24 protein-coding genes are annotated in these 25,290 nt (G+C 67.8%); 12 read left to right on the forward strand and 12 right to left on the reverse strand.

The window, feature by feature from the left end; all coding sequences use genetic code 11:
• Positions 1–2: 2 nt before the first annotated feature.
• Complete coding sequence (locus OJF58_RS11120) at positions 3–845, reverse strand: VOC family protein (protein WP_300784284.1); 843 nt, start codon at positions 843–845, stop codon at positions 3–5.
• A gap of 92 nt (positions 846–937) precedes the next feature.
• On the opposite strand from OJF58_RS11120, the gene OJF58_RS11125 reads away from it, so the two are divergent.
• From OJF58_RS11125 to OJF58_RS11140, 4 genes are all read left to right on the forward strand, one after another.
• Complete coding sequence (locus OJF58_RS11125) at positions 938–2,683, forward strand: hydantoinase B/oxoprolinase family protein (RefSeq protein WP_300784286.1); 1,746 nt, start codon at positions 938–940, stop codon at positions 2,681–2,683.
• Positions 2,684–2,693: 10 nt separating this feature from the next.
• Positions 2,694–3,254 (forward strand): thermonuclease family protein, encoded by a 561-nt coding sequence (locus OJF58_RS11130; protein WP_300784287.1) that lies wholly within the window; start codon positions 2,694–2,696, stop codon positions 3,252–3,254.
• 178 nt (positions 3,255–3,432) lie between these two features.
• On the forward strand, positions 3,433–4,077 hold the full coding sequence (locus OJF58_RS11135) for a 2OG-Fe(II) oxygenase family protein (RefSeq protein ID WP_300784289.1): 645 nt from the start codon (positions 3,433–3,435) through the stop codon (positions 4,075–4,077).
• Positions 4,078–4,178: 101 nt separating this feature from the next.
• The gene (locus OJF58_RS11140; RefSeq protein ID WP_300784290.1) at positions 4,179–5,393 is read left to right on the forward strand and encodes an MFS transporter; all 1,215 of its coding nucleotides are present in this window, start codon (positions 4,179–4,181) and stop codon (positions 5,391–5,393) included.
• 4 nt (positions 5,394–5,397) lie between these two features.
• On the opposite strand, the gene OJF58_RS11145 is transcribed toward OJF58_RS11140, so the two are convergent.
• Entirely contained in the window at positions 5,398–5,793 is a 396-nt protein-coding gene (locus tag OJF58_RS11145) for a hypothetical protein (RefSeq protein WP_300784292.1), read from the reverse strand.
• Positions 5,794–6,023: 230 nt separating this feature from the next.
• On the opposite strand from OJF58_RS11145, the gene OJF58_RS11150 reads away from it, so the two are divergent.
• The 4 genes from OJF58_RS11150 to OJF58_RS11165 all read left to right on the forward strand — a co-directional run bounded on the left by OJF58_RS11150 (position 6,024) and on the right by OJF58_RS11165 (position 10,272).
• Complete coding sequence (locus OJF58_RS11150) at positions 6,024–6,431, forward strand: hypothetical protein (protein WP_300784293.1); 408 nt, start codon at positions 6,024–6,026, stop codon at positions 6,429–6,431.
• A 192-nt stretch (positions 6,432–6,623) separates the two neighbouring features.
• A complete protein-coding gene (locus OJF58_RS11155; protein ID WP_300784295.1) occupies positions 6,624–7,490 on the forward strand; it encodes a xanthine dehydrogenase family protein subunit M in 867 nt (288 codons plus the stop codon).
• A gap of 2 nt (positions 7,491–7,492) precedes the next feature.
• Complete coding sequence (locus OJF58_RS11160; protein ID WP_300784296.1) at positions 7,493–7,975, forward strand: (2Fe-2S)-binding protein; 483 nt, start codon at positions 7,493–7,495, stop codon at positions 7,973–7,975.
• Entirely contained in the window at positions 7,972–10,272 is a 2,301-nt protein-coding gene (locus OJF58_RS11165; RefSeq protein ID WP_300784298.1) for a xanthine dehydrogenase family protein molybdopterin-binding subunit, read from the forward strand. Before OJF58_RS11160 ends, OJF58_RS11165 begins: the two co-directional genes overlap by 4 nt.
• A gap of 104 nt (positions 10,273–10,376) precedes the next feature.
• On the opposite strand, the gene OJF58_RS11170 is transcribed toward OJF58_RS11165, so the two are convergent.
• From OJF58_RS11170 to OJF58_RS11190, 5 genes are all read right to left on the reverse strand, one after another.
• A complete protein-coding gene (locus OJF58_RS11170; protein WP_300784300.1) occupies positions 10,377–11,834 on the reverse strand; it encodes an FAD-dependent monooxygenase in 1,458 nt (485 codons plus the stop codon).
• A gap of 297 nt (positions 11,835–12,131) precedes the next feature.
• Entirely contained in the window at positions 12,132–12,632 is a 501-nt protein-coding gene (locus tag OJF58_RS11175; RefSeq protein ID WP_300784301.1) for a YbhB/YbcL family Raf kinase inhibitor-like protein, read from the reverse strand.
• A 41-nt stretch (positions 12,633–12,673) separates the two neighbouring features.
• On the reverse strand, positions 12,674–14,533 hold the full coding sequence (locus OJF58_RS11180; RefSeq protein ID WP_300784303.1) for an acyl-CoA synthetase: 1,860 nt from the start codon (positions 14,531–14,533) through the stop codon (positions 12,674–12,676).
• A 60-nt stretch (positions 14,534–14,593) separates the two neighbouring features.
• Positions 14,594–14,893: a hypothetical protein gene (locus OJF58_RS11185; RefSeq protein WP_300784305.1), complete on the reverse strand. Its 300-nt coding sequence runs from the start codon at positions 14,891–14,893 to the stop codon at positions 14,594–14,596.
• A gap of 132 nt (positions 14,894–15,025) precedes the next feature.
• Positions 15,026–15,187, reverse strand: a complete 162-nt coding sequence (locus tag OJF58_RS11190) for a hypothetical protein (RefSeq protein WP_300784306.1) — start codon at positions 15,185–15,187, stop codon at positions 15,026–15,028.
• A gap of 124 nt (positions 15,188–15,311) precedes the next feature.
• Between OJF58_RS11190 and prpF the strand changes: the two genes are divergently transcribed.
• A complete protein-coding gene (prpF, locus tag OJF58_RS11195) occupies positions 15,312–16,475 on the forward strand; it encodes a 2-methylaconitate cis-trans isomerase PrpF (protein WP_300784308.1) in 1,164 nt (387 codons plus the stop codon).
• Here the strand turns inward: prpF and OJF58_RS11200 are convergent, their stop codons facing one another.
• From OJF58_RS11200 to ribA, 4 genes are read right to left on the reverse strand one after another with little or no spacing between them, the layout of a single operon-like run.
• A complete protein-coding gene (locus OJF58_RS11200; protein ID WP_300784310.1) occupies positions 16,476–17,708 on the reverse strand; it encodes an ABC transporter substrate-binding protein in 1,233 nt (410 codons plus the stop codon).
• A 31-nt stretch (positions 17,709–17,739) separates the two neighbouring features.
• Positions 17,740–18,447 carry a ribonuclease H-like domain-containing protein gene (locus OJF58_RS11205; RefSeq protein WP_300784312.1) on the reverse strand — a complete coding sequence of 236 codons (708 nt, stop codon included), beginning with the start codon at positions 18,445–18,447 and terminating at the stop codon, positions 17,740–17,742.
• Positions 18,444–19,556 (reverse strand): alanine dehydrogenase, encoded by a 1,113-nt coding sequence (gene ald, locus OJF58_RS11210; RefSeq protein ID WP_300784314.1) that lies wholly within the window; start codon positions 19,554–19,556, stop codon positions 18,444–18,446. The genes OJF58_RS11205 and ald overlap by 4 nt, the downstream gene beginning before the upstream one ends.
• A 53-nt stretch (positions 19,557–19,609) precedes the next feature.
• Positions 19,610–20,776 (reverse strand): GTP cyclohydrolase II, encoded by a 1,167-nt coding sequence (ribA, locus tag OJF58_RS11215; protein WP_300784315.1) that lies wholly within the window; start codon positions 20,774–20,776, stop codon positions 19,610–19,612.
• A gap of 109 nt (positions 20,777–20,885) precedes the next feature.
• On the opposite strand from ribA, the gene OJF58_RS11220 reads away from it, so the two are divergent.
• Positions 20,886–21,602: a response regulator transcription factor gene (locus OJF58_RS11220; protein ID WP_300784316.1), complete on the forward strand. Its 717-nt coding sequence runs from the start codon at positions 20,886–20,888 to the stop codon at positions 21,600–21,602.
• An 83-nt stretch (positions 21,603–21,685) separates the two neighbouring features.
• Positions 21,686–22,774: a ferritin-like domain-containing protein gene (locus OJF58_RS11225; RefSeq protein WP_300784317.1), complete on the forward strand. Its 1,089-nt coding sequence runs from the start codon at positions 21,686–21,688 to the stop codon at positions 22,772–22,774.
• A gap of 19 nt (positions 22,775–22,793) precedes the next feature.
• Here OJF58_RS11225 and OJF58_RS11230 read toward each other — a convergent pair whose 3' ends face one another.
• A complete protein-coding gene (locus OJF58_RS11230; RefSeq protein WP_300784318.1) occupies positions 22,794–24,005 on the reverse strand; it encodes a CoA transferase in 1,212 nt (403 codons plus the stop codon).
• Between the two features lie 148 nt (positions 24,006–24,153).
• Here OJF58_RS11230 and OJF58_RS11235 point away from each other — a divergent pair, with 148 nt between their 5' ends.
• Entirely contained in the window at positions 24,154–25,167 is a 1,014-nt protein-coding gene (locus OJF58_RS11235) for an aspartate-semialdehyde dehydrogenase (RefSeq protein WP_300784319.1), read from the forward strand.
• Positions 25,168–25,290 lie beyond the last annotated feature (123 nt).

Genomic DNA, 25,290 nt, shown 5'->3' on the forward strand with positions numbered 1-25,290 from the left:
TCCTACTCGACGAACTCGAGCACGGCGTTCACGGCTTCCTTCGCCGGGACGACGATGCGGTCCTTGCTCTGCCTCACGCCGCCGATCTTGCCCTCCCGCAAGGCCCGCGCCGCCTTGTCGAGCGAGCTGGTGCGGAACGTGAGGCCGGCCATGTAGGCCGGCCGGCCTTCGGGATCGGGCACGGCGTCGCCGAACTGCTCGCCGAGCGCGGCTTCCGTCAGGATGTCGAAGCGCGAATTGCCGATCACGATGGTCTTGCCACCCTCGATGTCGCGCACCGCCTCCGGTCCGAACATGTCGGCATAGAGCCTGGCGCCCTTCGCCGGATCGGGCTCGACGATCAGCGCCCGCGCCACGGCCACGGTTCCGTTCGGATGGTGCCGCCACTCGTCGCGCCATACGAGAGCGCGGGTGAAATGATGGCAGTAGTAGACGCGGCCATAGGGCACGACCCCGGCCTTCATGCGCACGGTGCGGAAGCGGGCGTCGCCCTGGCCGCCGTCATATTTGACCGGACGCGTGAACTCGACCGGCGGCTCGACCGGAACGCCCGCCTTGCTGAGCGCGCCGTAGGTGGCCGCCGAATCCTCGGAGCCGAACACCAGGCCGTTCAGGCCAAGGGAATAGTCCAGCAGATCGAGGCGGCCGGAGGTCGCGCCCTTCGGGACCGCGATCAGCTCGAGATAGTCGGTGCCGAACATCGCGAGATGGTTCATCGATCCCAGCGAATGATAGCCGCGCTCGGTCAGCAGGAAGCCCAGCCGCCGATAGACGTCGGCGGCACGGTCCATGTCGTCGCGCGCGTTGATCACGACGTGGTCGAGTGTGGGCACTGGCAGCGTCATTCGGGCATTCCTCGAAAAGCTGGGTCTCTTTACCGCAAAACGACCCGCCGGCTAAGGCTTGCTGCCCTCGCCGGCAGGCGTAGGCTGCAGGCATGAGACCGAACCATCCGCTGAGCCGCATCGCGAACCAGCTCATGTGGGACCGCCTGATCTCGGTCGTCGAGGAGCAGGCGCAGACCCTGGTGCGCACCGCCTTCGGCACGCCGACGCGCGAGGCCGGAGACCTGTCGGCGGGCGTCTACGACACGCGGGGCCGCATGCTGGCGCAGGCCGTCACCGGCACGCCGGGCCATGTGAATTCCATGGCCAGGAGCGTGGATCATGTGCTCGCCAAGATCCCGCTCGAACGAATGGCCGAAGGCGACGTCTTCGTCCTCAACGATCCCTGGCAGGGCACGGGCCATCTCAACGACATCGTGATCGTCACCCCCACCTTCCGCCATGGCAAGGCGGTCGGCCTGTTCGCCGACACGCTGCACGTGGTCGATATCGGCGGCCGCGGCATCATGGGCGCCGCCAAGCAGGTCTACGAGGAGGGCCTCTATATCCCGATCACCAAGATCGTCGACCGGGGCGAGGTGAATCGCTGGCTGATCGATCTCATCGCCGCCAACGTCCGCGAGCCCGTTCAGGTGATCGGCGACATCTATTCCCTGATCGCCAGCAACGAGATCGGCGGCCGCCGCCTGATCGCCATGATGGACGAGTTCGAGCTCGAGCATCTCGACGATCTCGCGCGGCACATCCTCGACCATTCGCGCGCCGCCAGCCTCGCCGCCATTGCCCGTCTCACGCCCGGCACCTATCGCAACGAGATGACGGTCGACGGCTTCGACGGCAAGCCAATGACGCTCAGGGCCCAGCTCACGGTGGGGCCCGACGGCATCGATGTCGACTATGCGGGGTCGCCGGGCGTTGTCGCCCAGGGGCTGAACGTGCCGCTCTGCTACACCGAGGCCTACACCTCGTTCGGCGTGAAATGCATCATCGCGCCCCGTGTGCCGAACAATGCCGGCTCGCTCGCCACCATCCGCACCACGGCGCCCGAAGGCTGCATCCTGAATGCAAGGCATCCGGCGCCGGTCGCCGCGCGCAGCACGATCGGCCATCTCCTCCCCGATGTCGTGTTCGGCTGCCTGATCCAGGCGCTGCCCGACAGCGTGCCGGCCGAAGGGACGTCCGGCCTGTGGAACCTTCGCCTGATGGGCGGTCCCGGCCGCGTCGAGGGAGATCCCGCGGTGCTCGCGAAGGCGACGCCCTTCAACATCACCTCCTTCCATTCCGGCGGCACTGGCGCACGGCCGCGCGCCGACGGTCTCAGCGCGACCGCTTTCCCGTCCGGCGTGCGCAACGTGCCGGTCGAGGTGACGGAAACGCTGGCGCCGGTCGTGATCTGGAAGAAGGAGTTCCGCCAGGACTCCGGCGGCGCCGGCGAGCACCGCGGCGGGCTCGGCCAGGTGATGGAGATCGCCAGCGTCGAGGGCATGCCGTTCGGCATCTCGGCGACCTTCGAGCGCGTCGTCTATCCGCCGCGCGGCCGGCTGGGCGGTCAGCCCGGCGCTGCCGGCAGGGTGGAGCTCGTCTCGTCGGGCAAGAGCCTGCCGCCAAAGTCGCATTCGAGCATTCCCATGGGCGAGCGGCTGCGCATCTCCATGCCGGGCGGCGGCGGTTATGGCGATCCGAAGAAACGTCCGGTCGAGAAGGTGGCAGCCGATGTCGAGAGGGGCCTGGTTTCCGTCGACAAGGCGCGCGAGCTCTATGGCGTTGCGCTGACGGACGACTTCAAGGTGGATCAAGCCGAGACGGCGAAGCTGCGGGCGCCGATCGCGGCGGAATAGGGGCGCGGCCATGAGATCGATCCTCCCGATCATGGCCCTCCTGTCGCTGGTCCTGCCCGCCGCCGCGCAGGATCGTCCGAAGGCATGCGGTACGCTGCCCAAGACCTGGGAGGGCCAGGCTTATGCCGTCGACGGTGACACGCTGACCGGTGCGGGGCTCAAGCCGGCGATCCGGTTGTGGGGCATTCGCGCGCCGCGGCTGCGCGACGCCGAAGAGGCGGAGACGGTGCCCGGCATGCAGGCGCGATCGGCCCTCGAGGACCTGCTGACGGCGGGCGAGCATCGCATCGCTTGCAAGATCGCCGCCTGGGACGATCAGTGCCGGCTCGTGGCGCAGTGCACGATCACGGCGGAGATGCCGCTCGGCACGCCGGCCGCCCCGCACGACATCGCCTTGCGCCTGCTCGAGGACGGGTTCGCCTACGGCGTCGGGCTCGGCGCGGCGTTGCCGTGGGACGGCGAGGCCAGCGCGCGCTATGCGCACTTCGAGGCGATCTCGCGCCAGGCCCGCAAGGGACTGTGGCCGTCGTGGCTGGGCGAGTCGGAGGCGACGGCAGCACCCGCGAAATAGGCGTGCCGCTGCGCCCCGTGACGGTGCCGGCCTGCGACTTGCAGAGCGTCGACGATTCACAAGCACGTGACCGCGAGTGCCGAATAGGCATGGCTGGCCTGACTTTCCGTCGGACATGACTTTGCTGCTTCGCGTATAAAGCAGCGCCTGAAGTACGAGTACGAGTGCGAGTATGAGTATGAGTGCCAATCCCCAGATCGTCCCGCTCTTCGCCACGCCGCTCGTGATCTTCGATGTGCCGGATGCCGCCGCGCTCAACCGTGAGCTGCGCGCCGCCATCGAGCGGCGCGAGAAGGACCAGGCCAGCACCCGGAAGTCGAACATCGGCGGCTGGCAGTCGAGCCTCGACATGGATCGCTGGGGCGGCGCGCCGGCCATCAAGCTGCTGTCCTATGCCCGCAACGTCGCCAACCGCATGACCACGGACAACGAAGGCAGGACGGGCAACGGCCCTTATCCCGGCTACTTCGCGGTCACGTGGCTCGGCAGCATGTGGGCGAACGTCAACCGCAGCGGTCATCGCAACGAATTCCACTCGCATCCCGGCGCCTTCTGGTCCGGCGTCTACTACGTCGATGACGGCGGCATCGGCGCCGACCCGTCGCTGGGCGGCGAGCTCGAATTCATGGATCCGCGCGGCCCGCTGCCGGTCATGAACGCGCCGCACCTCAGGATGTCGGGCGGGCTCACGGCAGGCGCCACCGAGAAGGTTCAGCCCAAGGCCGGCCGGATGGTGATCTTTCCGGCCTGGCTGGTGCACCAGGTGCGGCCCTATCACGGCACGGCCGAGCGCATCTCCATCGCCTTCAATCTCGCAGTGTGAAGCCGGCCCGCGACCGGCGCCGCGGCCCGATACCGTCGCCCGCCCGATTCGGGATAAGGTCCGGTGCGGAGAAGAATGCGAGGGATGGAAAGGCTGCCGTCGTGACCGAGGCCGGGGACACCGCGCGGCCGTTCCAGCGGATGCATGCCAGGCCGGCGGATTTCTGGCGGCTCTGGTATGTCGGCCTGATCGTGTTCACGGTGCGCTGGCTGGAGACGATCGCGGTCGGCATCATCGTCTATCAGCTCACCGGCTCGCCCTTCCTGGTCGCCATGATGACCATGCTGCGCTTGCTGCCGATGGGCCTGTTCGGCGGCTTCGTCGGAGCGCTCGCCGAGCGGTTCGACCGCCGGCTCACGCTGGTCGGCGTCGTGGTGCTGATGGCGGCGACCTCGGCCATGCTCGCCGTGGTCGCTGCGCTGGGGCGGCTCGAGGTCTGGCATCTGGCGGTCGCAAGCTTCGTCAACGGCTGCGGCTGGGCGACCGACAATCCGTTGCGCCGCATGATGATCGGCGAGGTGGTCGGCCGCGAGCAGATGAGCTGGGCGATGTCGCTCGATGTGGGCGCCAGCAATGCAAGCCGCATGATCGGCCCAACCGTGGGCGGACTCCTGCTGGCGAGCATCGGCATCGAGGGCGCCTTCCTGCTGAGCGTCGTCATGTATGTCACCGCCATCGCGGCCTGCCTCGCCGTGCGGGCGCGCATCCCGCCGGCGCCGGGCGCGGAGGCGGTGCTTGCCCGCACGCTGGAAGGCTTCGCGATCGTGCTGGCCGACAAGCGCCTCGCCGCCACCATGGCGGTGACGGTGATCTACAATCTCTTCGCCTGGCCGTTCACCAGCATGATTCCGGTGATCGGGCGCGATCAGCTCGCGCTGGGACCGGAAGGCGTGGGCATCCTGGCGAGCCTCGACGGCGTCGGCGCCTTCCTGGGCGCGCTGTTGCTCGCCCTTCTGTTGACGCCACGCTGGTATGCGCATGCCTATGTCGGCGGCGTGGCCTGCTACATGGTGGCGCTGATCGTGTTCGCGCTGGCGCCCGAGCCCATGCTCGCCGGCGCGGCGCTGCTGGTGACCGGCTTCGGCGGCGCGGGCTTCGCGACGCTTCAGGCGACGATCGTCTATCTCGCGGCGCCCGCCGAGATGCGCTCGCGCGTTCTCGGCGTCCTCAGCGTCTGCATCGGCACCGGTCCGATCGGCTTCGTCTGGCTGGGATGGCTCGCGGACCGGATCGGCGCGCCGAGCGCCACGGCCATCACCGGCGCGCTCGGCCTCGCGGCGCTGGCCGCCACTTATCCCCTGTGGCGTCGGATCTGACGCTTCAGGCGTTCGACGACAACTGCACGTTGTCGTGCGGCCCGTGGCCGCCGGCATTCAGGCTGGCATAGCCGGCGACCGCCGCGAACGCCATCAGCACCAGCACGACGTGGCGCAACTGAAGACGCCGCGCACTCGGTGTCGCCGGAATCTCGCGGTCGAGCGGAAGCCAGCTGTGCCAGGTCCAGATCGCCACCGGCACGGCGACGAAGGCGAGCAGGATGCCGCCGGCGATGCTCCAGGCATCGAGTCCGTAGACGTTGTTGAACCACATCCACGAGACGAGCTGCACGCACAGGCCGAGAACGACCGGCAGGACGAGCCGCAGCAGCCATGTCCAGAGACGTTCGTCGCGGGCGAACTCGGTCGGCCCTTCGCTCGCTCGGAGACGTGTTTCCACGGCCATCCCAGGGCTTGAAAATTCTGTCATCGAATGACCCCGTTCCCAATCGGACGCCCCGTTCCCACAGGACATTCCCACACCCAGTGCATTCGCATCAGACGCTCTGCAATCTGTACGCCAGCCGCTGTGACATTCGCGGGCCATGTGACGTGGGTGCCACTTTGTCACAAGCAGCGTAGACATAGTCCCCAACTCGGGCGACAAGCGTCCGGCAGGGAGGAAAAACAATGAAAGCCTCGTCGCTCAGCTTCCAGGCGGCGGTCCTGTTCGTGATCGCCGGCATGATCTGGGGACTCGTCATGGCGATCTCGGACGATCACTCGGCCATGCCGGCGCATGCCCATCTCAATCTGCTGGGCTGGGTCTCGCTCTTTCTGTTCGGCATCTATTATCGCCTGCGCGCCTCGCTCGAGCGCAGCAGGGCGGCGATGACGCAGGTCTGGCTGTGGATCGTCGGCACCGTCGTCCAGGCCGTCGGCGTGGGTCTCGTGACCACCGGCCATGATAGCGGCGAACCCCTCGCCGCCGGTGGCTCGCTTGTCGTGCTGGCCAGCATGCTGCTGTTCGCCTGGCTGGTCTTCCAGGGCGAGCGGGCCGACGCGCTTTTGCGGTCCGCTACCGCGCCGGCGGAGTAGCATCGCGGCCTGTTCGGCAGTCCGCGCGCACAGCAAAACGCCTCGTGCACGGCAGCCCTCTTGCTGTGGGCCAAGCCGATGTCCTACGCTTTGGCCAATGAATATGCCGGCCGCACACAAGGCCGACCGGTCCCCCGCCGGAAAGACTGCCTGCTCGAGCGGCACGAGGGACAGGAAAGGACTCAGCCAGCAATGACGGATGTTCAATACGTGGCGCCCGGTACGCTCGACGAAGCGGTGCGCGCCTTCGCGGCGGCCTCGGGCGCCAGGATCCTGGCCGGCGGCACCGATCTCCTGGTGCAGATGCGCTCGGGCGCGGTCCGCCCTGGCCTGATCGTCGACATCAAGAAGATCGCCGAGATGACGAGCGTCGAGGAAGGCCCCGACGGCAGCTTCCGGATCGGCGCGGCCGTGCCGGGCGCGGTGCTGCGCGAGCATCCCAGGCTGAAGAAGGTCTGGCCCGGTGTGATCGAGGCCGCGAACCTGATCGGCTCGACCCAGATCCAGGGGCGCGCCACGACCGGCGGCAATCTCTGCAACGCCTCGCCTGCGGGCGACAGCGTGCCGGCGATGGTGGCGGCCAATGCCATCGTCACCGTGCAGGGGCCGAACGGGCGGCGCCAGTTGCCGGTCGAAGCGGTGCCCGCCGGGCCGGGCCGCACCAACCTCACAGCCGGCGAGATCGTCGTGAGCTTCACCCTGCCGCCCCGGCCGAAAGGATCGGGCGATGCCTATCTGCGCATGATCCCGCGCACCGAGATGGATATCGCCGTGGTCGGCTGCGGGGTCAGCCTGACGCTCGGCAACGGCACCTGCACGGCGGCGCGCGTAGGCCTGGGCGCCGTCGCGCCGACCGTTCTGCTGGTCGAGGAGGCGGCCAGGGCGCTGATCGGCTCGAAGCTCGATGCCGCGGCGCTCGACAAAGGGGCCGCCGCCTGCCGCGCCGCCTGCCGGCCGATCGACGACAAGCGCGGCACCATCGCCTACCGCACCCAGATCGCGGGCGTGCTCTTCAAGCGCGCCGCCATCATCGCTGCCGAGCGCGCGGGGAGAAACTGACCATGGCCAAGCTGCACGTTTCGACGACCATCAACGGCGAGCCGCAGGAGTTCCTGTGCGACGCCGAGCAGAGCCTGCTCGACGTGCTGCGCGGGCCGCTCGGCCTCACCGGCAGCAAGGAGGGCTGCGCCTCGGGCGACTGCGGCGCCTGCAGCGTGACGGTCGATGGCCGGCTGGTCTGCTCCTGCTTGATGCTGGCGGCCGAAGCCGAGGGCAAGAGCATCGGCACCATCGAGGGTCTTGCCCAGGGCGACCGGCTGCATCCGCTGCAGACCAAGTTTCTCGAGATGGCGGCGCTCCAGTGCGGCATCTGCACGCCGGGCGTGCTGATGGCGGCCAAGTCGCTGCTCGACCGCAACCCCGACCCCAGCGAGCACGAGGTCCGCTTCTGGCTCGCGGGCAATCTCTGCCGCTGCACCGGCTACGACAAGATCGTGCGGGCGGTGATGGAAACGGCGAAGGACATGAGGGAGGCCGTGCGATGAACGCTCCAGTCTCGGAACGCCCGATCGGCGAAAAGGTCGACAACAAGTGGATCGGCGAGCGCACCGTCCGGCCCGACGGGGCGGAGAAGGTCACCGGCCGCGCCGCCTACGCCGCCGACACGACCATGCCCGGCATGATCTGGGGCAAGGTGCTGCGCAGCCCGCATCCGCACGCCCGCATCCGCTCGATCGACACGTCCAGGGCCGAGGCGCTGCCGGGCGTGAAGGCGGTGGTGACGGCGAAGGATGTCGTCGACTTCCCGATCGACAAGTCGGTGATGCTGGGCATCCAGGACATGCGGTGGATGTGCCGCAACGTCATGGCGCGCGAGAAGGCGCTGTTCGCCGGCCATCCGGTCGCGGCCGTCGCGGCCACCACGGAGAAGATCGCGGCCGAGGCCTGCAAGCTGATCGAGGTCGACTACGAGGTGCTGCCCTGGGTGATCGACGTCGAGGAGGCGATGAAGCCCGACGCGCCGATCCTGCACGAGTTCATCACGTTCGAGGGCAAGCCCTCCAACATCGCCGGCAGGCTCGAGCACAAGCTGGGCGACGTCGAGAAGGGCTTCGCCGAGGCGGATGTCATCATCGAGCGGACGTTCCGCACCAAGCCCGTGCATCAGGGCTATATCGAGCCGCATGCCTGCCTGGTCAGCGTCTCCGACGGCAAGGCCACGATCTGGAGCTCGAGCCAGGGCCAGTTCATGGTCCGCGCCATGTGCGCCCATCTCACGGGCCTGCCGCAGAACGACATCCGCGCCATTCCGGCCGAGATCGGCGGCGGCTTCGGCGGCAAGACCATCATCTATCTCGAGCCGCTGGCGCTGATCCTGTCGCGCAAGTCGGGCCGGCCGGTGAAGATGGTGATGACGCGCGAGGAGGTGTTCCGCGCCTCCGGGCCGACCTCGGGTTCCTTCAGCAAGGTGAAGATCGGCGCCAGGAAGGACGGCACGATCGTCGCCGCGCAGGGCACCTTCTGCCTGCAGGCCGGCGCGCTGCCCGGCTCGCCGATCCGCGGCGCCGCGGGCTGCGCTTTCGCGCCCTACAACATCCCGAACGTCCATTCGGTCGGCTACGACGTCGTCTCCAACCGCTCCAAGGTCGCGGCCTATCGCGCCCCCGGCGCGCCGCTCGGCGCCTATGCCGCCGAGTGCGTGCTGGACGAGATCGCCGAGGCGCTGAAGATGGACCCGCTGCAGCTTCGGCTGAAGAACGCGGCGCGGCAGGGCACGAAGCTGGCGTACGGCCCCGTGCTGCCGCGCATCGGCTATGTCGAGACGCTCGAAGCGGCGATCGGCCATCCGCACTACAAGACGCCGCTGCCCGCGGCGAGGAACGGCCGGCTCTACGGCCGCGGCGTGGCCAGCGGCTACTGGTTCAATGCCGGCGGCGAATCGAGCGCGCAGGTGAACATCAACGAGGACGGCACGGTGGTCGTGATCACCGGCCATCCCGACATCGGCGGCTCGCGCGCCTCGACCGCGAACATCGTGGCCGAGCTTCTGGGTATCGACTACCGCAAAGTGTCGGTGCTGATCGGCGACACCAGCGTGATCGGCTTCAGCAATCTCACCGGCGGCAGCCGCGTCACCTATGCTTCGGCGATGGTGGTGACGCAGTCGACCGAGCGCGTGATCACGACGCTCAAGGAACGCGCCGCCAGGATCTGGAAGATCGATCCCGAGGCGGTGGAATGGGAGAACGGCGCCGCCCGTCCGGCCGGCGACAATGCCGGCAGGTTCGAGCCGCTGACGCTCGCCCAGCTAGGCGCCCAGGCCAACGCCACCGGCGGCCCGATCGGCGCCGGCACGCAGCTCAACACGACGGGCGCCGAGGGCGGCTTCGCCACCCACATCTGCGACGTCGAGGTCGATCCCGATCTCGGCATCGTGCGCGTGATCCGCTACACCTCGATCCAGGATGTCGGCCGCGCCATCCATCCGGGCTATGTCGAGGGCCAGATGCAGGGCGGCGTGGCGCAGGGCGTCGGCTGGGCGCTGAGCGAGGAGTACATCTACGACAAGAATGGCCGGCTTGATAATCCGGGCTTCCTCGACTACCGCATGCCCGTCACTTCCGATCTGCCGATGCTCGACACGGTGATCGTCGAGGTGCCGAACCCCAAGCATCCGCAGGGTGTGCGCGGTGTCGGCGAGGTGCCGATCGTGCCGCCGCTCGCGGCCGTCTCGAACGCGGTCCACGACGCCCTCGGCAAGCGCTTCTACAGCCTGCCGATGTCCCCGCCGAAGGTGCTCGAAGCGCTCGGCGAGCAGCCGATGAAGATCGCGGCGGAGTGACGGTCGCACCGCGGCCGTCATCCTGGGCGCTTCGACCATTTACGTGTCATCCCTCGTTGCGCTTGGGATGACACGGCAGTGTTACTATCAATATTGTTTCCGTTCTATTTCGCGACGAGCGCCTCGAGGTAGGCGACGGCGCCGTCGCGGTCCGAGCCGGTGCCGGCGAAGCCGACATAGCCATCGGGACGGATGAGTCGGAGATCCTCGCCGCCCTCGGGCGCGGCCTGCACCAGTCGTGGAAACCTCGACGCGAGATCGGTGACGACAGCGCCGGGACCGAGGGCGATGAAGCGCGCCTTGTCCTTCGGCGCCGGCAGCTTCTCCGGCCAGCGCTCGCCCGCCCTCCGTCCCTTCGGACGATGCGCGCCGTTCACCGTCAGAGGGCTGTCGGGATAGGCGATGTCGAGCTCGGCCAGCGTGTTGGCGGCGCGGTGCTGGAGCTGCGGGAAGCCCAGGGCGAACTTCGCCACGGCATTGCGCAGGCCTTGCGCGATCGGGTTGCGCATGACGGCCGCTTCGGTCATGCGGCCGGCATTGCGCAGCACCATGTCGCCCACCGCGCTGCGCTCGATCGAATAGCTGTCGAGCAGGGCGGGCTTGCACGTGCCGCCGATCACGAGGTCGAGCTTCCAGGCGAGATTGAAGGCGTCCTGCATGCCGGTGTTCATGCCCTGGCCGCCGGCCGGGCTGTGGATGTGCGCCGCATCGCCCGCCAGGAACACGCGCCCCTGGCCGTAGCGCGACACCTTGCGTTCGTTGATGCGGAACGAGGCGAGCCAGTACGGATCCTCGAGGATGGCCTTCGAGCCGCGCGCCGCCATCAGCGCCTGGACTTCCTCCAGGGTCGGATCGGGATGATGGCCATCACCCTGGGCCGGTCCGAGATCGGCGACCACGCGCCAGCGCCCGGCGGTGATGGGGAACAAGGCCAGGATGCCGTCCTTGTGCCAGATGATGTGCAGATGATCCTGCGGCTCGAGGCCGGAGATGTGGCCGTCGGCCAGATACCAGTCGCTGGGCTCGGTCGTGCCCTCGAAGGGGAGCCCGAGACCGTGCCGCACCGTCGAATGCGCGCCGTCGCAGCCGATCAGCCAGTCGGCGCCGATCTCCTCGCTCACACCGTTGGCGCGCCGCACCACCGCCTCGATCTTCGGGCCGAGATCGGTGAACTTCTCCAGCGCCACCGTACGTTCGACCCTGACGCCCTGCCGTTCGAGACGCTCCTCGAGGATCCGTTCGGTCTCGCTCTGGGGGATCATCAGCGCGTAGGGATAGCGGCTCTCGATGCCGTCGAGCTCGATCCGCGCGATGGTCTCCTTGCCGTTCGAGATCACGGCGCCGTGCGCCGGCATGCCGGCCGACAGGAAGGCGGCGACGTAGCCCGCCTGGTCGAACAGCTCCAGCGTGCGGCTCCACAGCACCAGCGCCTTCGACTTGTCGGTCCGCTGCGCCGCCGTGTCGACGATGCGGATGGCGATGCCGTAGCGTGTCAGCTCGTTCGCCAGCGTGAGCCCGACCGGCCCCGCCCCGGCAATCAGCACGTTCGTCCGCTCGGCCATCCGTTTCCCCCGTTCAAGGCGGGTGGAATCCTAGGGTCGACCGCCCATGCGTCCATTGAAGATGGCGCATATCTCGCAAACCCTCCTTCGCGGTATCGTATTACTCCACGAACGGGGTGAGGCGGTGAAGCGAAAAACCGGCCTGAAAGGCCGGTACCATCGGCATCGGAGGCTTCTCGCCCGATGAGAAACCGATGAAAAGTAGGGTCAATCCGGAGCGTGGCGCGCGCCTTCGAAATCGGGACGCCGCCACGTGCCGGATCTGGAACCCGCCCGGCAACTCTCACCGAGCTGCCCCTACCGCTGGTACTTGCCCGTCAGCGTCGCCTTTTCGAGCGTATTGAAGTGCAGGTTGAAGCCGACGACCGCAGCGGAAGTATCGGCGTTCACGGGCAAGGTCTCCTCTTTCACGGCGAAGACCGTGAAGACGTAGCGATGCGGGCCATGGCCCGGCGGCGGGGCGGGACCGATATAGCCCGTTGCGCCGAGATCGGTGCGCGTCTGGAGCGCGCCCTTGGGCAGCAGGCCGGCCTCGAGATTGCCGGCGTCGAGCCCGAGCTCCGTCGTGCCGGCCGGGATGTTCACGACCACCCAGTGCCAGAAGCCCGAGCCGGTCGGCGCATCCGGATCGAAGCAGGTGACCGCGAAACTCTTCGTGGCCGCCGGCGCGCCCGTCCAGGCAAGATGCGGGGACTTGTTGCCTCCGTCGGTGCCGAAGCCGTACTTGGCGGACAGGATGTGTTCCTTGGCGAGCATCTCGCCGTCCTTGAAGCTGTTGCTGGTGAGAACGAGCGCCATGGTCTTTCTCCTGTCCCGACTGATTGACGGCGTACGGTAGCTCAGAATTCCAGCGCGTACCTGATCTGAAATCCACCGAGCAGATCGGCGCAGCGCTTGCCGATCGCTTCCCTTGAAAGCTTGCCCTCGTCATCGATCCGCACCTCGGCGAGCGTCCCGTAGGTCGCGTCGTTGCGCACCGCGACCTCGGCCTTCACGCTCTCCGCCCTGAGCGGCGCCAGCGCCGCGTCGAAGGCGCGCTGCGCCGCCTCGAGCCTGAGCGCCGGCTTGAAGATCTTGCCGACGCCGGTCACGGGCATGACCGGGATCGGCACGACCTGCACCGGGACGGCGGCGCGTTCGGGGATCTCCTTGCGGCAGAACTCGCGCAGCTCGTCGGGCGTCGCGGCGGCGTCGGGCTTGAGCTGCACGAAGGCCATCGGCAGCTCGCCGGCATAGGTGTCGGGCAGGCCGACGGCGGCGGCGGTCTCGACGGCGGGATGGCGGCTGAGCGCCTCCTCGATCACCACCGGATCGATGTTGTGGCCGCCGCGGATGATGAGATCCTTCGAGCGGCCGGTGAGCCAGACATAGCCCTCCGCGTCGAGCCGGCCGAGGTCGCCCGAATCGAGCCAGCCGTCGGCCAGCATCGCCCCTTTGTCGTGATGCGGATTGAGATAGCCCGGCGTCACCTGCGGGCCGCGCATCAGCACATGGCCGATCTCGCCCGGCGCGCAGTCGCGGCGGATCGTGCCGTCGGGCGCCACGTCGGCGATGCGCACCTCGGTGTAGGGCAGGCGCAGCCCGACCGAGCCCGGCCGGCGCTCGCCGTGCGGCGGGTTCATGGTCGAGTAGCAGTGCACCTCGGTCATGCCGTAACCCTCGACGACCGGCACGCCGATCTCGCGCTCGATGCGACGGATCAGCTCGATCGGCACGGTCGAGCCGCCGGTCACGAAGCAGGCGAGCGAGGAGAGGTCGTGGCCCTCGCGCGGCACGTTCATGATCGCGGCGAGCGTCGTCGGCACGGCGCCGCCCACCGTCACCCTGTTGCGCTCGACGATGCCCCAGTAGTCGCGCACCACGTTGGGATTGCGCGCGCCGAGAGGGGTGGGGATCACCACCGTCCAGCCGCTGGCGATGGCCGAGAGCGCGCCGAAGATCGAGCCGCCGACATGGAACTGCGGCAGCGGATTGAGGAGCACCGCGCCCGGTCCGAGATCGAAGAAAAGCGCGTTGCTCCAGGCGGCGAGCGTCAGCGCGCCGTGCGTGTGCCGGGCGAGCTTGGGCAGGCCGGTGGTGCCGCCGGTATGGAACAGCGCCGCCACTGTGTCGCGAGCGAGCGTCCTCGGCGCGATCGGCCTGTCGCCGGGCTGTCGGGCACAGGCCGCTTCGAACTCGATGACCCCCGGAACCGGCGGGCTGTTGCCGCCGCCGACGCGGAACACCCTGAGGCCGGGCATGGCGGCGCGGATCGCCTCGACCTTGGGCCAGATGTCGGCAAAGAGCGACGGGTCGGCCGCGATCAGCGCCTTCGCGCCCGCCTCCTTCATGATGCCCGCGATCTGCGAGGCATCGAGGAAATAGTTCACCGGGTTGGCGACCGCGGCGACCTCCGCACCCCACAGCGCGAAGAAGGTCTCGGGCACGCTCGGCAGCAGGAGGGTCACCGTATCGTCGGGGCCGATCCCCTCGGCGTGCAGAAGATTGGCGGCCTGCAAGGTGTGCCGCAGCAGCGCCTCGAAGGTGACGTCGCGCACCGGGTCGGAAGGGCCGGTGCCGGCGAGATAGCGGATGGCGATGCGGGCGGCATGTTCCGCGCCGGCGGCCCGCACCAGGTCGAGGACGTTGCGATGCCGGATGCGGTCCGCCACCGGTACCTTCTCGATCTCGGCGATATCTGCTGCGGTGCGGATTTTCATTGCCGTTTCCTGCCCGTGTCACGTTGTCGGGCAGATATCAGCAGAGAGCGGTTCGGAAGGCTACTCCTGCGGCAGCCAGCTATACCAGGTCCACAGGGCGACCGGCGCCGCCACGAACACGAGGATCACGCCGCCCACGATGCTCCAGCCGTTCGGGCCGTAGACGTCGTTGAACCACATCCAGAAGATGAGCTGGCAGCACAGGCCGAGGATGACCGGCAGCAGAAGTCTCAGCAGCCAGAGGCATACCCGCTCCTCGCGCGAGAGCGGGACGGCGGCTGGAACGACCTCCGCCGCCCGCGTCTCGATCACCCGCAGCCGAGGCTTCACAGGCTCCCACTGGCCTGGCACCTCACCCATCAACCCCTCCACACCGCGCGACGGTTCCGCTCCCCGGCGGAACGATCGCGTCCCTGCCGGGCTCGATATCGCAGACGCGGTGACATTCGTGAGCGATGTGCGGCGGCCCCAGCTTTGTCGCAGGCGGCGACGTCAGGGCATGTTTAGGACCTTGCCCACGAGCTTCACGACGATCACGAGCCCCAGCAGGTAGGCGAGCGCCAGCACGAGTCGGAGGGCGTTGCGGAGGAGCGATCGCTGTGGGCGATGGCGGTCGCGCGACGCAGGAGGCGCGTCGAGCGGAGGAAGGTCCATAGGCATCGCTGTGGATATAGCCGCCGCCGTCGCGACGATGCTGTGATCTCGCCGACGGCCGCTGTGACCTTCACAAGCTTGCCGGCGCTGCCGATACTTACGTACGCACTCTGTCGAGTTGAGAATGATGACCCAGCTCCGCATCCCGGCCGTCTACATGCGCGGCGGCACCAGCAAAGGCGTGTTCTTCCTGAAGGACGATCTGCCGGCCGATCCGGCGGCGCGCGAGCGGCTGCTGCTGCGCGTGATCGGCAGTCCCGACCGTTACGGCAAGCATACCGACGGCATGGGCGGCGCCACCTCCAGCACCAGCAAGGTCGTGATCCTGTCGAGGTCGACGCGACCCGACTGCGACGTCGACTACCTTTTCGGCCAGGTCGCGATCGACCAGCCCGTGATCGACTGGTCGGGCAATTGCGGCAACCTCACCACCGCCGTCGGCCCTTTCGCGTTGACGGCGGGCCTCGTGAAAGCGCCGGGCGACGGCACGGCGACGGTGCGCATCTGGCAGGCCAACATCTCGAAGAAGATCGTGAGCCACGTGCCGATGCGCGACGGCGAGGTTGTGGAGCTGGGCTCGTTCGAGCTCGACGGCGTCACCTTTCCGGCGGCGGAAGTGAGGCTCGAGTTCCTCGACCCGGCGGCCGAGGACGGCGACGGCGCGGGCGGCGCGATGTTCCCGACCGGCAACCGGCTCGACAGGCTCGATGTGCCGGGCGTCGGCAGCATCGAGGCGACGATGATCACCGCCGGCAATCCCACCATCTTCGTCGACGCCGCGCGGCTCGGGCTCGCGGGGACCGAGCTGCAGGGCGAGGTCAACGGCAATGGCGACCTGCTGCGTCGCGCCGAGGCGGTGCGCGCACACGGCGCGGTCGCGATGGGGCTGGTGAAGACGCCCGAGGAGGCGACGGCCAGACGGCAACACACGCCCAAGCTTTCGTTCGTGGCGAAGCCCGCGACCTACAAGGCCTCCGACGGCCGCACGGTCGAGGCCGGATCGATCGATCTCCTGGCACGCATCTTCTCCATGGGGGTGCTGCATCATGCCATGACCGGGACCGGCGCCGTCGCGATCGCGGCGGCTGCGGCGATCCCGGGCACGGTGGTGAGCCGCATCGCGCCCGTCGGTGCGGACGGCCGCGTGCGCTTCGGCCATCCGTCGGGCACGCTCAGCGTCGGCGCCGAGGCAGCCGAGTCAGGCGGCGAGTGGACCGTGACGAAGGTGCTGCTGAGCCGCACCGCCCGGCGTTTGATGGAAGGCTGGGTGCGCCTCCCGCCGGTCTAGCTAGCTGCTCTCGTTCGACAGCACGTCGCCGAACAGGCTCCATTTCTCGCCGTCGAAGCGGGCCAGCCGCACCGACTGGATGGGGTAGAAGTCGGTCGGGCTGGTGTTGATCTTGATGCCGGGCAGCAGCATGGGCACCTCGAGATTGCGCATGCTGGCCGCCTGCTTCATGAGATTGGCGCGGGTCAGCTCGTCGCCGCACGCGGCCAGCACGTGCTGCATCGTGGCCGACACGGCATAGGCGTAGACGTTGCCACCGTCGGCCGGATTGGCCTCCGGCAGGTACTTCTTCATCCATGCCTGCCATTCCTTGAAGTCGGGATAGTCGGCCCATTGCGGGTCGGTCGCGTCCTTCAGGTAGGCGGCGGTGATGATCCCCTTGCTGTTCTCGAACCCGGCCGGCTTCAGCACGGCGGCGACCGACGCCGAGACGTTGGCGAGATACTGCACCGGCTTCCAGCCGAGATCGGCGGCCTTGCGGATCGCCTGGGCGGCAGCCTTCGGCGCGCCGTCGTTGAAGAAGACATTGGCGCCGGAGTTCTTGATCTCGATGATCTGGCTGTCGACGGTCGGGTCGGTGACCTCGTAGCTCACCTTGGCCGAGACGAGATGCTCGTTCTCCTTGCCGAGCCCCTTGAGGAAGCCGCCGCTGTAGTCCTTACCCGAATCGTCGTTCTGGTAGAGGATGCCGATCTTGACGTCCTTGAGCTTGTCCTTGTGCGTGGCGAGGACGTGCTTGGCGTAGATCGCCCCTTCGGTGGCATAGTCGGGCTGCCAGCCCATGGTCCAGGGGAAGTGCTTGGGATCGCCCCACTTCGAGGCGCCGGTGGCGACGAAGAGCTGCGGCACCTTCTTCTGATTCAGGTACTTCTGCACCACCGTGTTGGTGGGCGTGCCGAGAAGCTGGTAGATCGCGAACACTTGGTCGGACTCGACGAGCTTGCGCACCATCTCGACCGTCTTGGACGGCACGAAACCGTCGTCGTAGCTGATGAAGGTGATCTTGCGGCCGTTGATGCCGCCCTTGTCGTTGACCATCTGCCAGTAGGCCGCGATCGCCTTGCCGATCGTGCCGTAGGCCGAGAGCGGGCCCGAGTAGGGGTTGGTGTGGCCGAGCTTGATCTCCTTGTCGGTCACGCCCGGGTCGTATTTCTTGTCGGCCCGCGCGATGTAGGGCGCGAAGACGAGAGCGGTGCCTGCCGTCGCGAACGTACGGCGATTGATCCTCGACATGTGCTTCCTCCTCCCAGGGCCGCGATCTTGCTCAGGATCGACCGTCCAGGAAACCGTCCAGCATCGTCTCGCTTTCGCCATGCGCTTCCTTGCTCAATCGGCCGCAGAACAGCTCGTAGCGCAGCCAGGCACGATAGGTGTTGACCACATCGGCCCGACAATAGTCCGCGATTTCGACGAAACGCCTTTCGTTGACGAAAGTCTCGATCCGGCTTCCATCGATGCCGGCCGGCTTGCCCGGCAGGCCCAGCACGCGCGCCAGTTCCTGCAGGCTGACCCGGGCGTGCCGTTCCCCCGCCGAAAGAAGATCGCAAAGATCGACCGTGCTGGCGGCGGCCCGATCGAAATAGGGCCGTGCGGCGAGGCCGGGAGCGGGAACGCCGTGCATCATCGCGCGATAGCGCAGCACCGGCAGGTCGAAGGCGTGGCCGTTGAACGTGACGAGGCGCGGCTCGAGCACGGCGACCCGCTCGACAAAGTTCCGGATGAGCTGCTGTTCGGAGTTTTGCCCAAGGTGGGGCGAGTCGAGGAGGACGGGTTCCCACGCACCCTTGTCGCCGCGTTGCGCCACCAGCGAGCCGATGCAGACAATGCGCTGAAAGATCTGTCGCGCGACTTTCTCGCCCATCTGCCGTCGCACTTCCCAATCGGGATGGCGTTCCAGTCCCTCCGCGATGGCGAAAGCCCGCACGTCGGCGACGGTCTCGAGGTCGAAGGCGAGGATCCGGTCGCCGCTCATGCCGCGAGCTGATCGGGCGCGGTGAAGGCCAGTCCCTGCGCTTCGGCGACCGGCCGACAGGTGAGGCGGCCGTCATGGACATTGAGGCCGTCGCGCAGATGCGGATCCTCGGCGAGCGCCCGTCGCCAGCCCTTGTCGGCAAGCGCCAGCACGAAGGGCAGGGTCGCGTTGTTCAGGGCGAAGGTCGAGGTGCGCGCCACCGCGCCGGGCATGTTGGTGACGCAGTAGTGGATCACGCCCCGCTCGACGAAGGTCGGATGGGAATGGGTGGTCGGACGCGAGGTCTCGCAGCAGCCGCCCTGGTCGATGGCGATATCGACGATGACGGCGCCGTTCTTCATCGTCTCGACCATCTCGCGCGTCACCAGCTTGGGCGCGGCGGCGCCCGGCACCAGGACGGCGCCCACCAGCAGATCGGCGCGGCGCACGACCTGGGCCAGCGCGTCGTGGGTCGAGAAGATCGTGCGGACGCCCGGCAACTGCGCCGCGATGCGCCTCAGGACCTCGGCGGAGCGATCGACCACCGTGACCGTGGCGCCCATGCCGAGCGCGATCGTCGCGGCATGGCTGCCCGACACGCCACCGCCCAGCACGACCACTTCCGCCGGCGGCACGCCCGGCACGCCGCCCAGCAGGACGCCGCGGCCGCCTTCCTCGCATTCGAGATAGCGGGCGCCCACCTGCGGCGCCAGGCGACCGGCGATCTCCGACATCGGGGTGAGCAGCGGCAGGCTGCCCGACGGCGCGGTGACGGTCTCGTAGGCGATGGCGGTCACGCCGCTTTGCAGCAGGTCCTTGGTCTGCGCCGGGTCGGGGGCGAGGTGAAGATAGGTGAACAGCACCTGTCCGCGCCGCAGCCGCCGGCGTTCGGCCTCGAGCGGCTCCTTCACCTTCACGATCAGCTCGGCCTCGGCGAACACTTCCTCGGCCGATCCGGCAATGCGTGCGCCGGCAGCGAGATAGAGCGCATCCTCCAGCCCGGCGCCCTGCCCGGCGCCGCGTTCCACGGTGACGGCGTGGCCGTGGCGCACCAGCTCGGCGACCGAGGAAGGCACCAGGCCCACCCGATATTCATGGTCCTTGACTTCCTTCGGCACGCCGACGCGCATGGCCAGACTCCCTTCCAAAGTCCGACCGGCCAATGGCCTTGCAACCGGCGTCCTCAGAGCAGATGGCCTGCCCGCTCCGCCTTGGTCCGGAGATAGTTCTCGTTGTGGCCGTTGGCCGGAAAAGAGTGCGCGACGCGCTCGACGACCTCGATGCCGTACCGGGCGAGCTGGGAGATCTTCTGCGGGTTGTTGGTCATGAGCCGCACGCGCTTGATGCCCATGCGCGCCAGCATCGTCGCGGCCGGCGCATAGATGCGCTCGTCGGCGTCGAAGCCGAGCTGCTCGTTGGCATCGATGGTGTCGAAGCCATCGTCCTGCAGTTCGTAGGCGCGCAGCTTGTTCACGAGCCCGATGCCGCGGCCTTCCTGCGCGAGGTAGAGCAGCACGCCCGAGCCTTCCTTGGCGATCTGGGCGATGGCGCCGCGAAGCTGCACGCCGCAGTCGCAGCGCAGCGAGGCCAGCAGGTCGCCGGTGAAGCATTCGGAGTGCAGCCGGACCAGCACCGGCTCGGTGGGATCGATGTCGCCCACCACGATCGCGAGATGCTCCTTGCCGCCGTCGCTCGGCCGCCAGGCGAGGATGCGGGCGTTCTCCGCCCCTTCGAGCGGCACGTTGGCCTGCGCCACCTGCTGCAGGTTGCGTGTCGCCGTCTCCTCGTAGGCCAGCACGTCGGCCGCATCGACATAGACCAGATCCTGCTCGCGCGCCCAGTCGCGCCGCTTGTGGCCCGCATCGCGCGTCAGCGGGCCGAGCACGACGGCGGGCAGCAGACGGCCGAGCTTGGCGAGCTCGACCGCCGTCTCAGCGATGCGCGGTGCGTGACTCGCCACCGGGCGCGAGAAATGGCGCAGGGCAATGTGCCGGGCGGCGTCCGGCCCCTGCTCGTGCGGACGCAGGATGATGTCGACCGGGACGCCGGCCGGCAGGTCGAGCGTGATGGGCTTGTTGATGGCGCCCATGCCGCCGGCGATGTGCGGCGGGATCTCCATGCCGATCGCCTCGGCCCGGCGCCGGGTGGTGACCAGCACGGGCGCCGCCTGGGCAAGCCCCTGAAGACGCTGCAGGGCGAGTGGCCCACAGCATTCGGCGGCGATCACCAGGCCGGCCGCGCCGTCATCGTCACGCAGGACCACGATGCCGCCGCGGCGCAACTCGGCCAGAGCACGCTCGACGGCCGCCAGGGCCGCCGCGGTACGAGATTGGACTTCGGCCGGGCTCATGACTTTATAATATAGGGCTACTATAGCCCGCCCCGCATCCGGGTGGGGCGTTGTTTTTCGAGATTCGGACGCTTTTGCAGGGCGATGGCGCGGTATATAGAGGGGCGGCATGGATCAGGGCAGCACCATCTCGGCCAACAACCGCGGCAAGAAGATCCTGCTGGTCGACGACGATCAGGCCTTGCGCTCGGTGCTGGCCGAGCAGCTCGATCTCTACGACGGCTTCACCACGATCCAGGTCGGCACCGCGGCCGAAGGCCTCGAGAAGGCCAAGCTCGCGCACTACGACGCCGTCCTGCTCGACATCGGCCTGCCCGACATGGATGGCCGTGAGCTCTGCAAGCTGATGCGCCGGCAGGGCGTGCGCGCTCCCGTCATCATGCTGACCGCGGCCGACTCCGACGCCGATACGATCCTCGGCCTCGAATCGGGCGCCAACGACTACGTGACCAAGCCGTTCCGCATCAACGTCCTGCTGGCGCGCCTGCGCGCCCATCTACGCCAGCACGAGCGCAGCGAGGACGCCGTCATGACGATCGGCCCGTATGAGTTTCATCCCGCCGGCAAGATGCTGCTGGAGAAGGGCGGCAAGCGGAAGATCCGGCTGACCGACAAGGAAGCGTCGATCCTGAAGTTCCTGTTCCGCGCCGGCGACCGGCCGGTGGCGCGCGACGTGCTCCTGAACGAGGTGTGGGGCTACAACGCGGGCGTGACCACGCACACGCTCGAGACGCACATCTACCGGCTGCGACAGAAGATCGAGAAGGATCCGGCCAATGCCGCCATCCTGGTGACCGATCGCGGCGGCTATCGCCTGCAACCCTGACCCGAGGTCTTTTGGCCGGCCCTTGCCACAGCGTGACGGGCCCGTCATCCTTTTGCCAACGGAATTGGCCGAGGAGGCGCGTCGTGGGCGTCAGCGACAGCAAGAAGGGCACTCAGCGCATCTATTCGCTGCCGGTCGAGGTCACCGACTGGAAGTTCGACGGCGCGACCGAGATCCGCTTCAACTGGGAGTACGACGACGGCTCCGCCGCGCTGCTCGAGCTCTACGACAAGGGCAAGAAGCAGCAGTGGGATGCCAGCACCCGGCTCGACTGGTCGCTCGAGCTCGATCCCGACAATCCGATGGCGCTGAAGGACGAGGCGATCTCGATCTACGACACGGATTACTGGCGCCGCATGACGGACAAGGAGAAGTCCTGGCTGCGCCGCCACCTGCAAGCCAATTCGATCAGCCAGTTCATGCACGGCGAACAGGGGGCGCTGATCGCGACATCCAAGATCGTCGCGACCGTGCCGGACATGAACGCCAAGTTCTATGCGGCGACGCAGGTGATGGACGAGGCGCGCCATGTCGAGGCCTACAAGCGGCTGTTGCACGAGAAGTTCCAGCTCGCCTATCCGATCAACAAGGCGCTCAAGACCCTGCTGGAGCAGACGCTGACAGACCGGCGCTGGGACATGACCTATCTCGGCATGCAGGTGCTGATCGAGGGTCTGGCGCTGGCCGCCTTCCAGTCGATCCGCGACAAGTCCGGCAATACGCTGGCCGGCGCGGTCAATGCCTACGTGATGCAGGACGAGGCGCGCCACGTCTCGTTCGGCCGGTTGGCGCTGCGCGAATACTATCCGGAGCTCTCCGATGCCGAGCGCGACGAGCGCGAGGAATTCGTGGTCGAGGCCCTGATCTTCATGCGCGATCGCTTCAACCAGGCCGAAGTTTGGGAGCGGCTCGGCCTGCCGGCCAAGATGCTGGACGACATCCACTACAACTCCAAGCAGATGAACTCCTTCCGCGGCCGTCTGTTCAGCCGCGTCGTGCCGACCGTGAAGGATATCGGCCTTTGGGGCACGCGCGTGCAGAAGGCCTTCGCCGAGATGGGCGTGATGGACTATGCCAAGGTCGATGTCGGCGAGCAGCTCGCCAACGACGGCCGCGTCGCCGACGAGTTCGACCGGAAGATGTTCGTCGATCGCTCGCTCGCGGCGGAGTGAACAGCGCGGCGCCGCTCGTTCACCGCACCGCACCGTCTGCACGCAGCGAGGCGATCTCGTCGGCCGAAAGGCCTGCCGCGCGCAGAATCTCCTCGCTGTGCTGGCCGAGGTCAGGCGCGGCCTGCGCCACGCGCTGCTCGGCGAAGGAGAGGCGGATGGGATTGCTGAGCGTGCGCGGCATCTCGGCAATCGCCGTTTCGACGATGGCGCCGCACGCGACGGCCTGGGGATCGTCGGGCACGTCCTGCGGCCGGCTGATGACGCCGAAGGTGACCTCCTGCGCACCGAGCGTCTTCAGCCAATAGGCATAATCGCGCGAGGCGAAGGCCTCGTGCATGATCGCCGCCAGCGCCGCCGAGTTCCTGCGCCGCTCCGCCTGGGTGGCAAAACGCGGGTCGTTCACGAGCTCGGGATGGCCGAGAGCGGTGCAGAGCGGAGCCCAGAGCTTGTCCTCGCGAACGATCGTGAGTTGCAGCCAGCGGTCGTCGGACGTGCGATAGATGTTGGTCAATGCCGAGCGCGGCCGCTCCGGCGGCGGGCGCGGCGGCAGGAAAGCCCCGACCAGCGCCGCCTGGGCGATCACACCGCAGGACCACAGGCCGTTGCCCAGCAGCGAGGTGCCGACCCAGGACCCCTCGCCCGTCTTCGTGCGGTGGATCAGGGCCATCAGGATCGACGACACCAGCGTCATGGCCGTCGCGCGGTCGCCCTGGGCCGGGCTGGGAACGCCGGGCGGGCCGCCTTCATAGCGCTGCGCGTCGAGGAGCCCCGAACGGGCGAAATAGGCCGTCGCATCGAAGCCCGGCCGGTCACGGTCGGGCCCGGTCTCGCCGTAGCCGGTGAGCGAGGCGTAGATCAGCCGCGGATTGGCAGCCTTCACCGCCTCGTAGGTGAGGCCGAGCTTCTCGCGCACCAGCGGCGGGAAGTTGCAGATCAGGACATCGGACGTCGCGATCAGCCGATCGAGCGCAGCGCGCGCCCCGGGCTTCTTGAGATCGAGGACCAGGGAGCGCTTGTTGCGCGAGCCCATCTGCCACGGATAGTTCACTCCGGCCTTCGGATAGTTGCTCGAATCGTTCATGATCGTGCGATTGGGATCGCCGTCGGGGCTTTCGATCTTGATCACGTCGGCGCCCCAGTCGCCGAGAACGACGGCCGCCGCCGGAGCGGCGATGAAGGAGCTGATATCCAATACACGCAGACCTGCCAGCGGCAGGGAAGACTCGGCCATTGTCGATCCTTCGAATTCCTTTGAGTCGCGCGGCGAGCCTCGACGCGGCGCGTCCGACGGTCAAGCGTCGGTTGCCAACGCGTTCCGCTGCGCCTATCTCCTGCTCTTCTTCCAGCCAGAGGAATGCGCGCGCGCCGCGCATCGTGCCATGGGCTTCAGAGTCGCCGTCGTCGGCGCGACCGGCAATGTCGGTCGCGAAATGCTGCAGATCCTGGCCGAGCGGAATTTCCCGGCCGACGATGTCGTGGCGCTGGCTTCCAGCCGCTCCGCCGGGCGTCAGGTCTCGTTCGGCGAAAGCACGGTGCTGAAGGTCCACGACCTCGCCCGCTTCGACTTCAAGGGCATCGACATTGCCCTCAGCTCGCCCGGCGCCAAGGTGTCGGCGGAGCACAGCCCGCGCGCCGCCAAGGCGGGCGCGGTCGTGATCGACAACACCTCGTACTGGCGGATGGACCCGGACGTGCCCCTGGTCGTGCCCGAGGTCAATCGCGCGGCGATCGCCGGCTACAAGCGGCGCGGCATCATCGCCAATCCGAACTGCTCCACCATCCAGATGGTGACGGCGCTGAAGCCGATCCACGATGCGGCGAAGATCCGGCGCGTCGTGGTCGCGACCTATCAATCCACGTCGGGCGCCGGCAAGGAGGCGATGGACGAGCTGCTGAACCAGACCAGGAGCTTTTTCGTCAACCAGGATCTCGAACCCAAGAAGTTCGCCAAGAACATCGCCTTCAATGTCATTCCCCAGATCGACGTCTTCATGGAGGACGGCGCGACCAAGGAGGAGTGGAAGATGGTGGTCGAGACCAAGAAGATCCTCGATCCCAGGATCAGGGTTCACGCCACCTGCGTGCGCGTGCCGACCTTCATCGGTCATGCCGAGGCGATGAATGTCGAGCTCGAGGAGCCGCTCGACGAGGTCGAGGCGCGGCGCATCCTTGCCGGCGCGCCCGGCGTGCTGGTGGTCGACCGTCGCGAGCCCGGCGGCTATGTCACACCCAAGGAAGTCACCGGCCAGGATGCCGTGTTCGTCAGCCGCGTGCGGGTCGATCCGACCGTCGACAACGGGCTCGCGTTCTGGTGCGTGAGCGACAATCTGCGCAAAGGTGCGGCGCTCAATGCCGTCCAGATCGCCGAGGAGTTGATCAAGGGCTACATCTAGTGTTGGCGAAGCAACCTGCTCACTATAGGAAGCCTTTCAGATTTCGCCTTAAATATCAGATGCTTAACATTGGTGCTTGAGATAGGATCGGAGCCTACAAGCGTCCGTCCGAGCAAGTGCCTG

Source organism: Enhydrobacter sp. (assembly GCF_030246845.1).
Classification (GTDB): Bacteria; Pseudomonadota; Alphaproteobacteria; order Reyranellales; family Reyranellaceae; genus Reyranella.

Excerpts from the sequence above, each read along its gene's own strand:
- OJF58_RS11120 (WP_300784284.1), bottom strand. The coding sequence starts at position 845 with ATGACGCTGCCAGTGCCCACACTCGACCACGTCGTGATCAACGCGCGC.
- OJF58_RS11125 (WP_300784286.1), top strand. The coding sequence starts at position 938 with ATGAGACCGAACCATCCGCTGAGCCGCATCGCGAACCAGCTCATGTGG.
- OJF58_RS11130 (WP_300784287.1), top strand. The coding sequence starts at position 2,694 with ATGAGATCGATCCTCCCGATCATGGCCCTCCTGTCGCTGGTCCTGCCC.
- OJF58_RS11135 (WP_300784289.1), top strand. The coding sequence starts at position 3,433 with ATGAGTGCCAATCCCCAGATCGTCCCGCTCTTCGCCACGCCGCTCGTG.
- OJF58_RS11150 (WP_300784293.1), top strand. The coding sequence starts at position 6,024 with ATGAAAGCCTCGTCGCTCAGCTTCCAGGCGGCGGTCCTGTTCGTGATC.
- OJF58_RS11155 (WP_300784295.1), top strand. The coding sequence starts at position 6,624 with ATGACGGATGTTCAATACGTGGCGCCCGGTACGCTCGACGAAGCGGTG.
- OJF58_RS11160 (WP_300784296.1), top strand. The coding sequence starts at position 7,493 with ATGGCCAAGCTGCACGTTTCGACGACCATCAACGGCGAGCCGCAGGAG.
- OJF58_RS11165 (WP_300784298.1), top strand. The coding sequence starts at position 7,972 with ATGAACGCTCCAGTCTCGGAACGCCCGATCGGCGAAAAGGTCGACAAC.
- OJF58_RS11170 (WP_300784300.1), bottom strand. The coding sequence starts at position 11,834 with ATGGCCGAGCGGACGAACGTGCTGATTGCCGGGGCGGGGCCGGTCGGG.
- OJF58_RS11175 (WP_300784301.1), bottom strand. The coding sequence starts at position 12,632 with ATGGCGCTCGTTCTCACCAGCAACAGCTTCAAGGACGGCGAGATGCTC.
- OJF58_RS11180 (WP_300784303.1), bottom strand. The coding sequence starts at position 14,533 with ATGAAAATCCGCACCGCAGCAGATATCGCCGAGATCGAGAAGGTACCG.
- OJF58_RS11185 (WP_300784305.1), bottom strand. The coding sequence starts at position 14,893 with ATGGGTGAGGTGCCAGGCCAGTGGGAGCCTGTGAAGCCTCGGCTGCGG.
- OJF58_RS11190 (WP_300784306.1), bottom strand. The coding sequence starts at position 15,187 with ATGGACCTTCCTCCGCTCGACGCGCCTCCTGCGTCGCGCGACCGCCAT.
- prpF (WP_300784308.1), top strand. The coding sequence starts at position 15,312 with ATGATGACCCAGCTCCGCATCCCGGCCGTCTACATGCGCGGCGGCACC.
- OJF58_RS11200 (WP_300784310.1), bottom strand. The coding sequence starts at position 17,708 with ATGTCGAGGATCAATCGCCGTACGTTCGCGACGGCAGGCACCGCTCTC.
- OJF58_RS11205 (WP_300784312.1), bottom strand. The coding sequence starts at position 18,447 with ATGAGCGGCGACCGGATCCTCGCCTTCGACCTCGAGACCGTCGCCGAC.
- ald (WP_300784314.1), bottom strand. The coding sequence starts at position 19,556 with ATGCGCGTCGGCGTGCCGAAGGAAGTCAAGGACCATGAATATCGGGTG.
- ribA (WP_300784315.1), bottom strand. The coding sequence starts at position 20,776 with ATGAGCCCGGCCGAAGTCCAATCTCGTACCGCGGCGGCCCTGGCGGCC.
- OJF58_RS11220 (WP_300784316.1), top strand. The coding sequence starts at position 20,886 with ATGGATCAGGGCAGCACCATCTCGGCCAACAACCGCGGCAAGAAGATC.
- OJF58_RS11230 (WP_300784318.1), bottom strand. The coding sequence starts at position 24,005 with ATGGCCGAGTCTTCCCTGCCGCTGGCAGGTCTGCGTGTATTGGATATC.
- OJF58_RS11235 (WP_300784319.1), top strand. The coding sequence starts at position 24,154 with ATGGGCTTCAGAGTCGCCGTCGTCGGCGCGACCGGCAATGTCGGTCGC.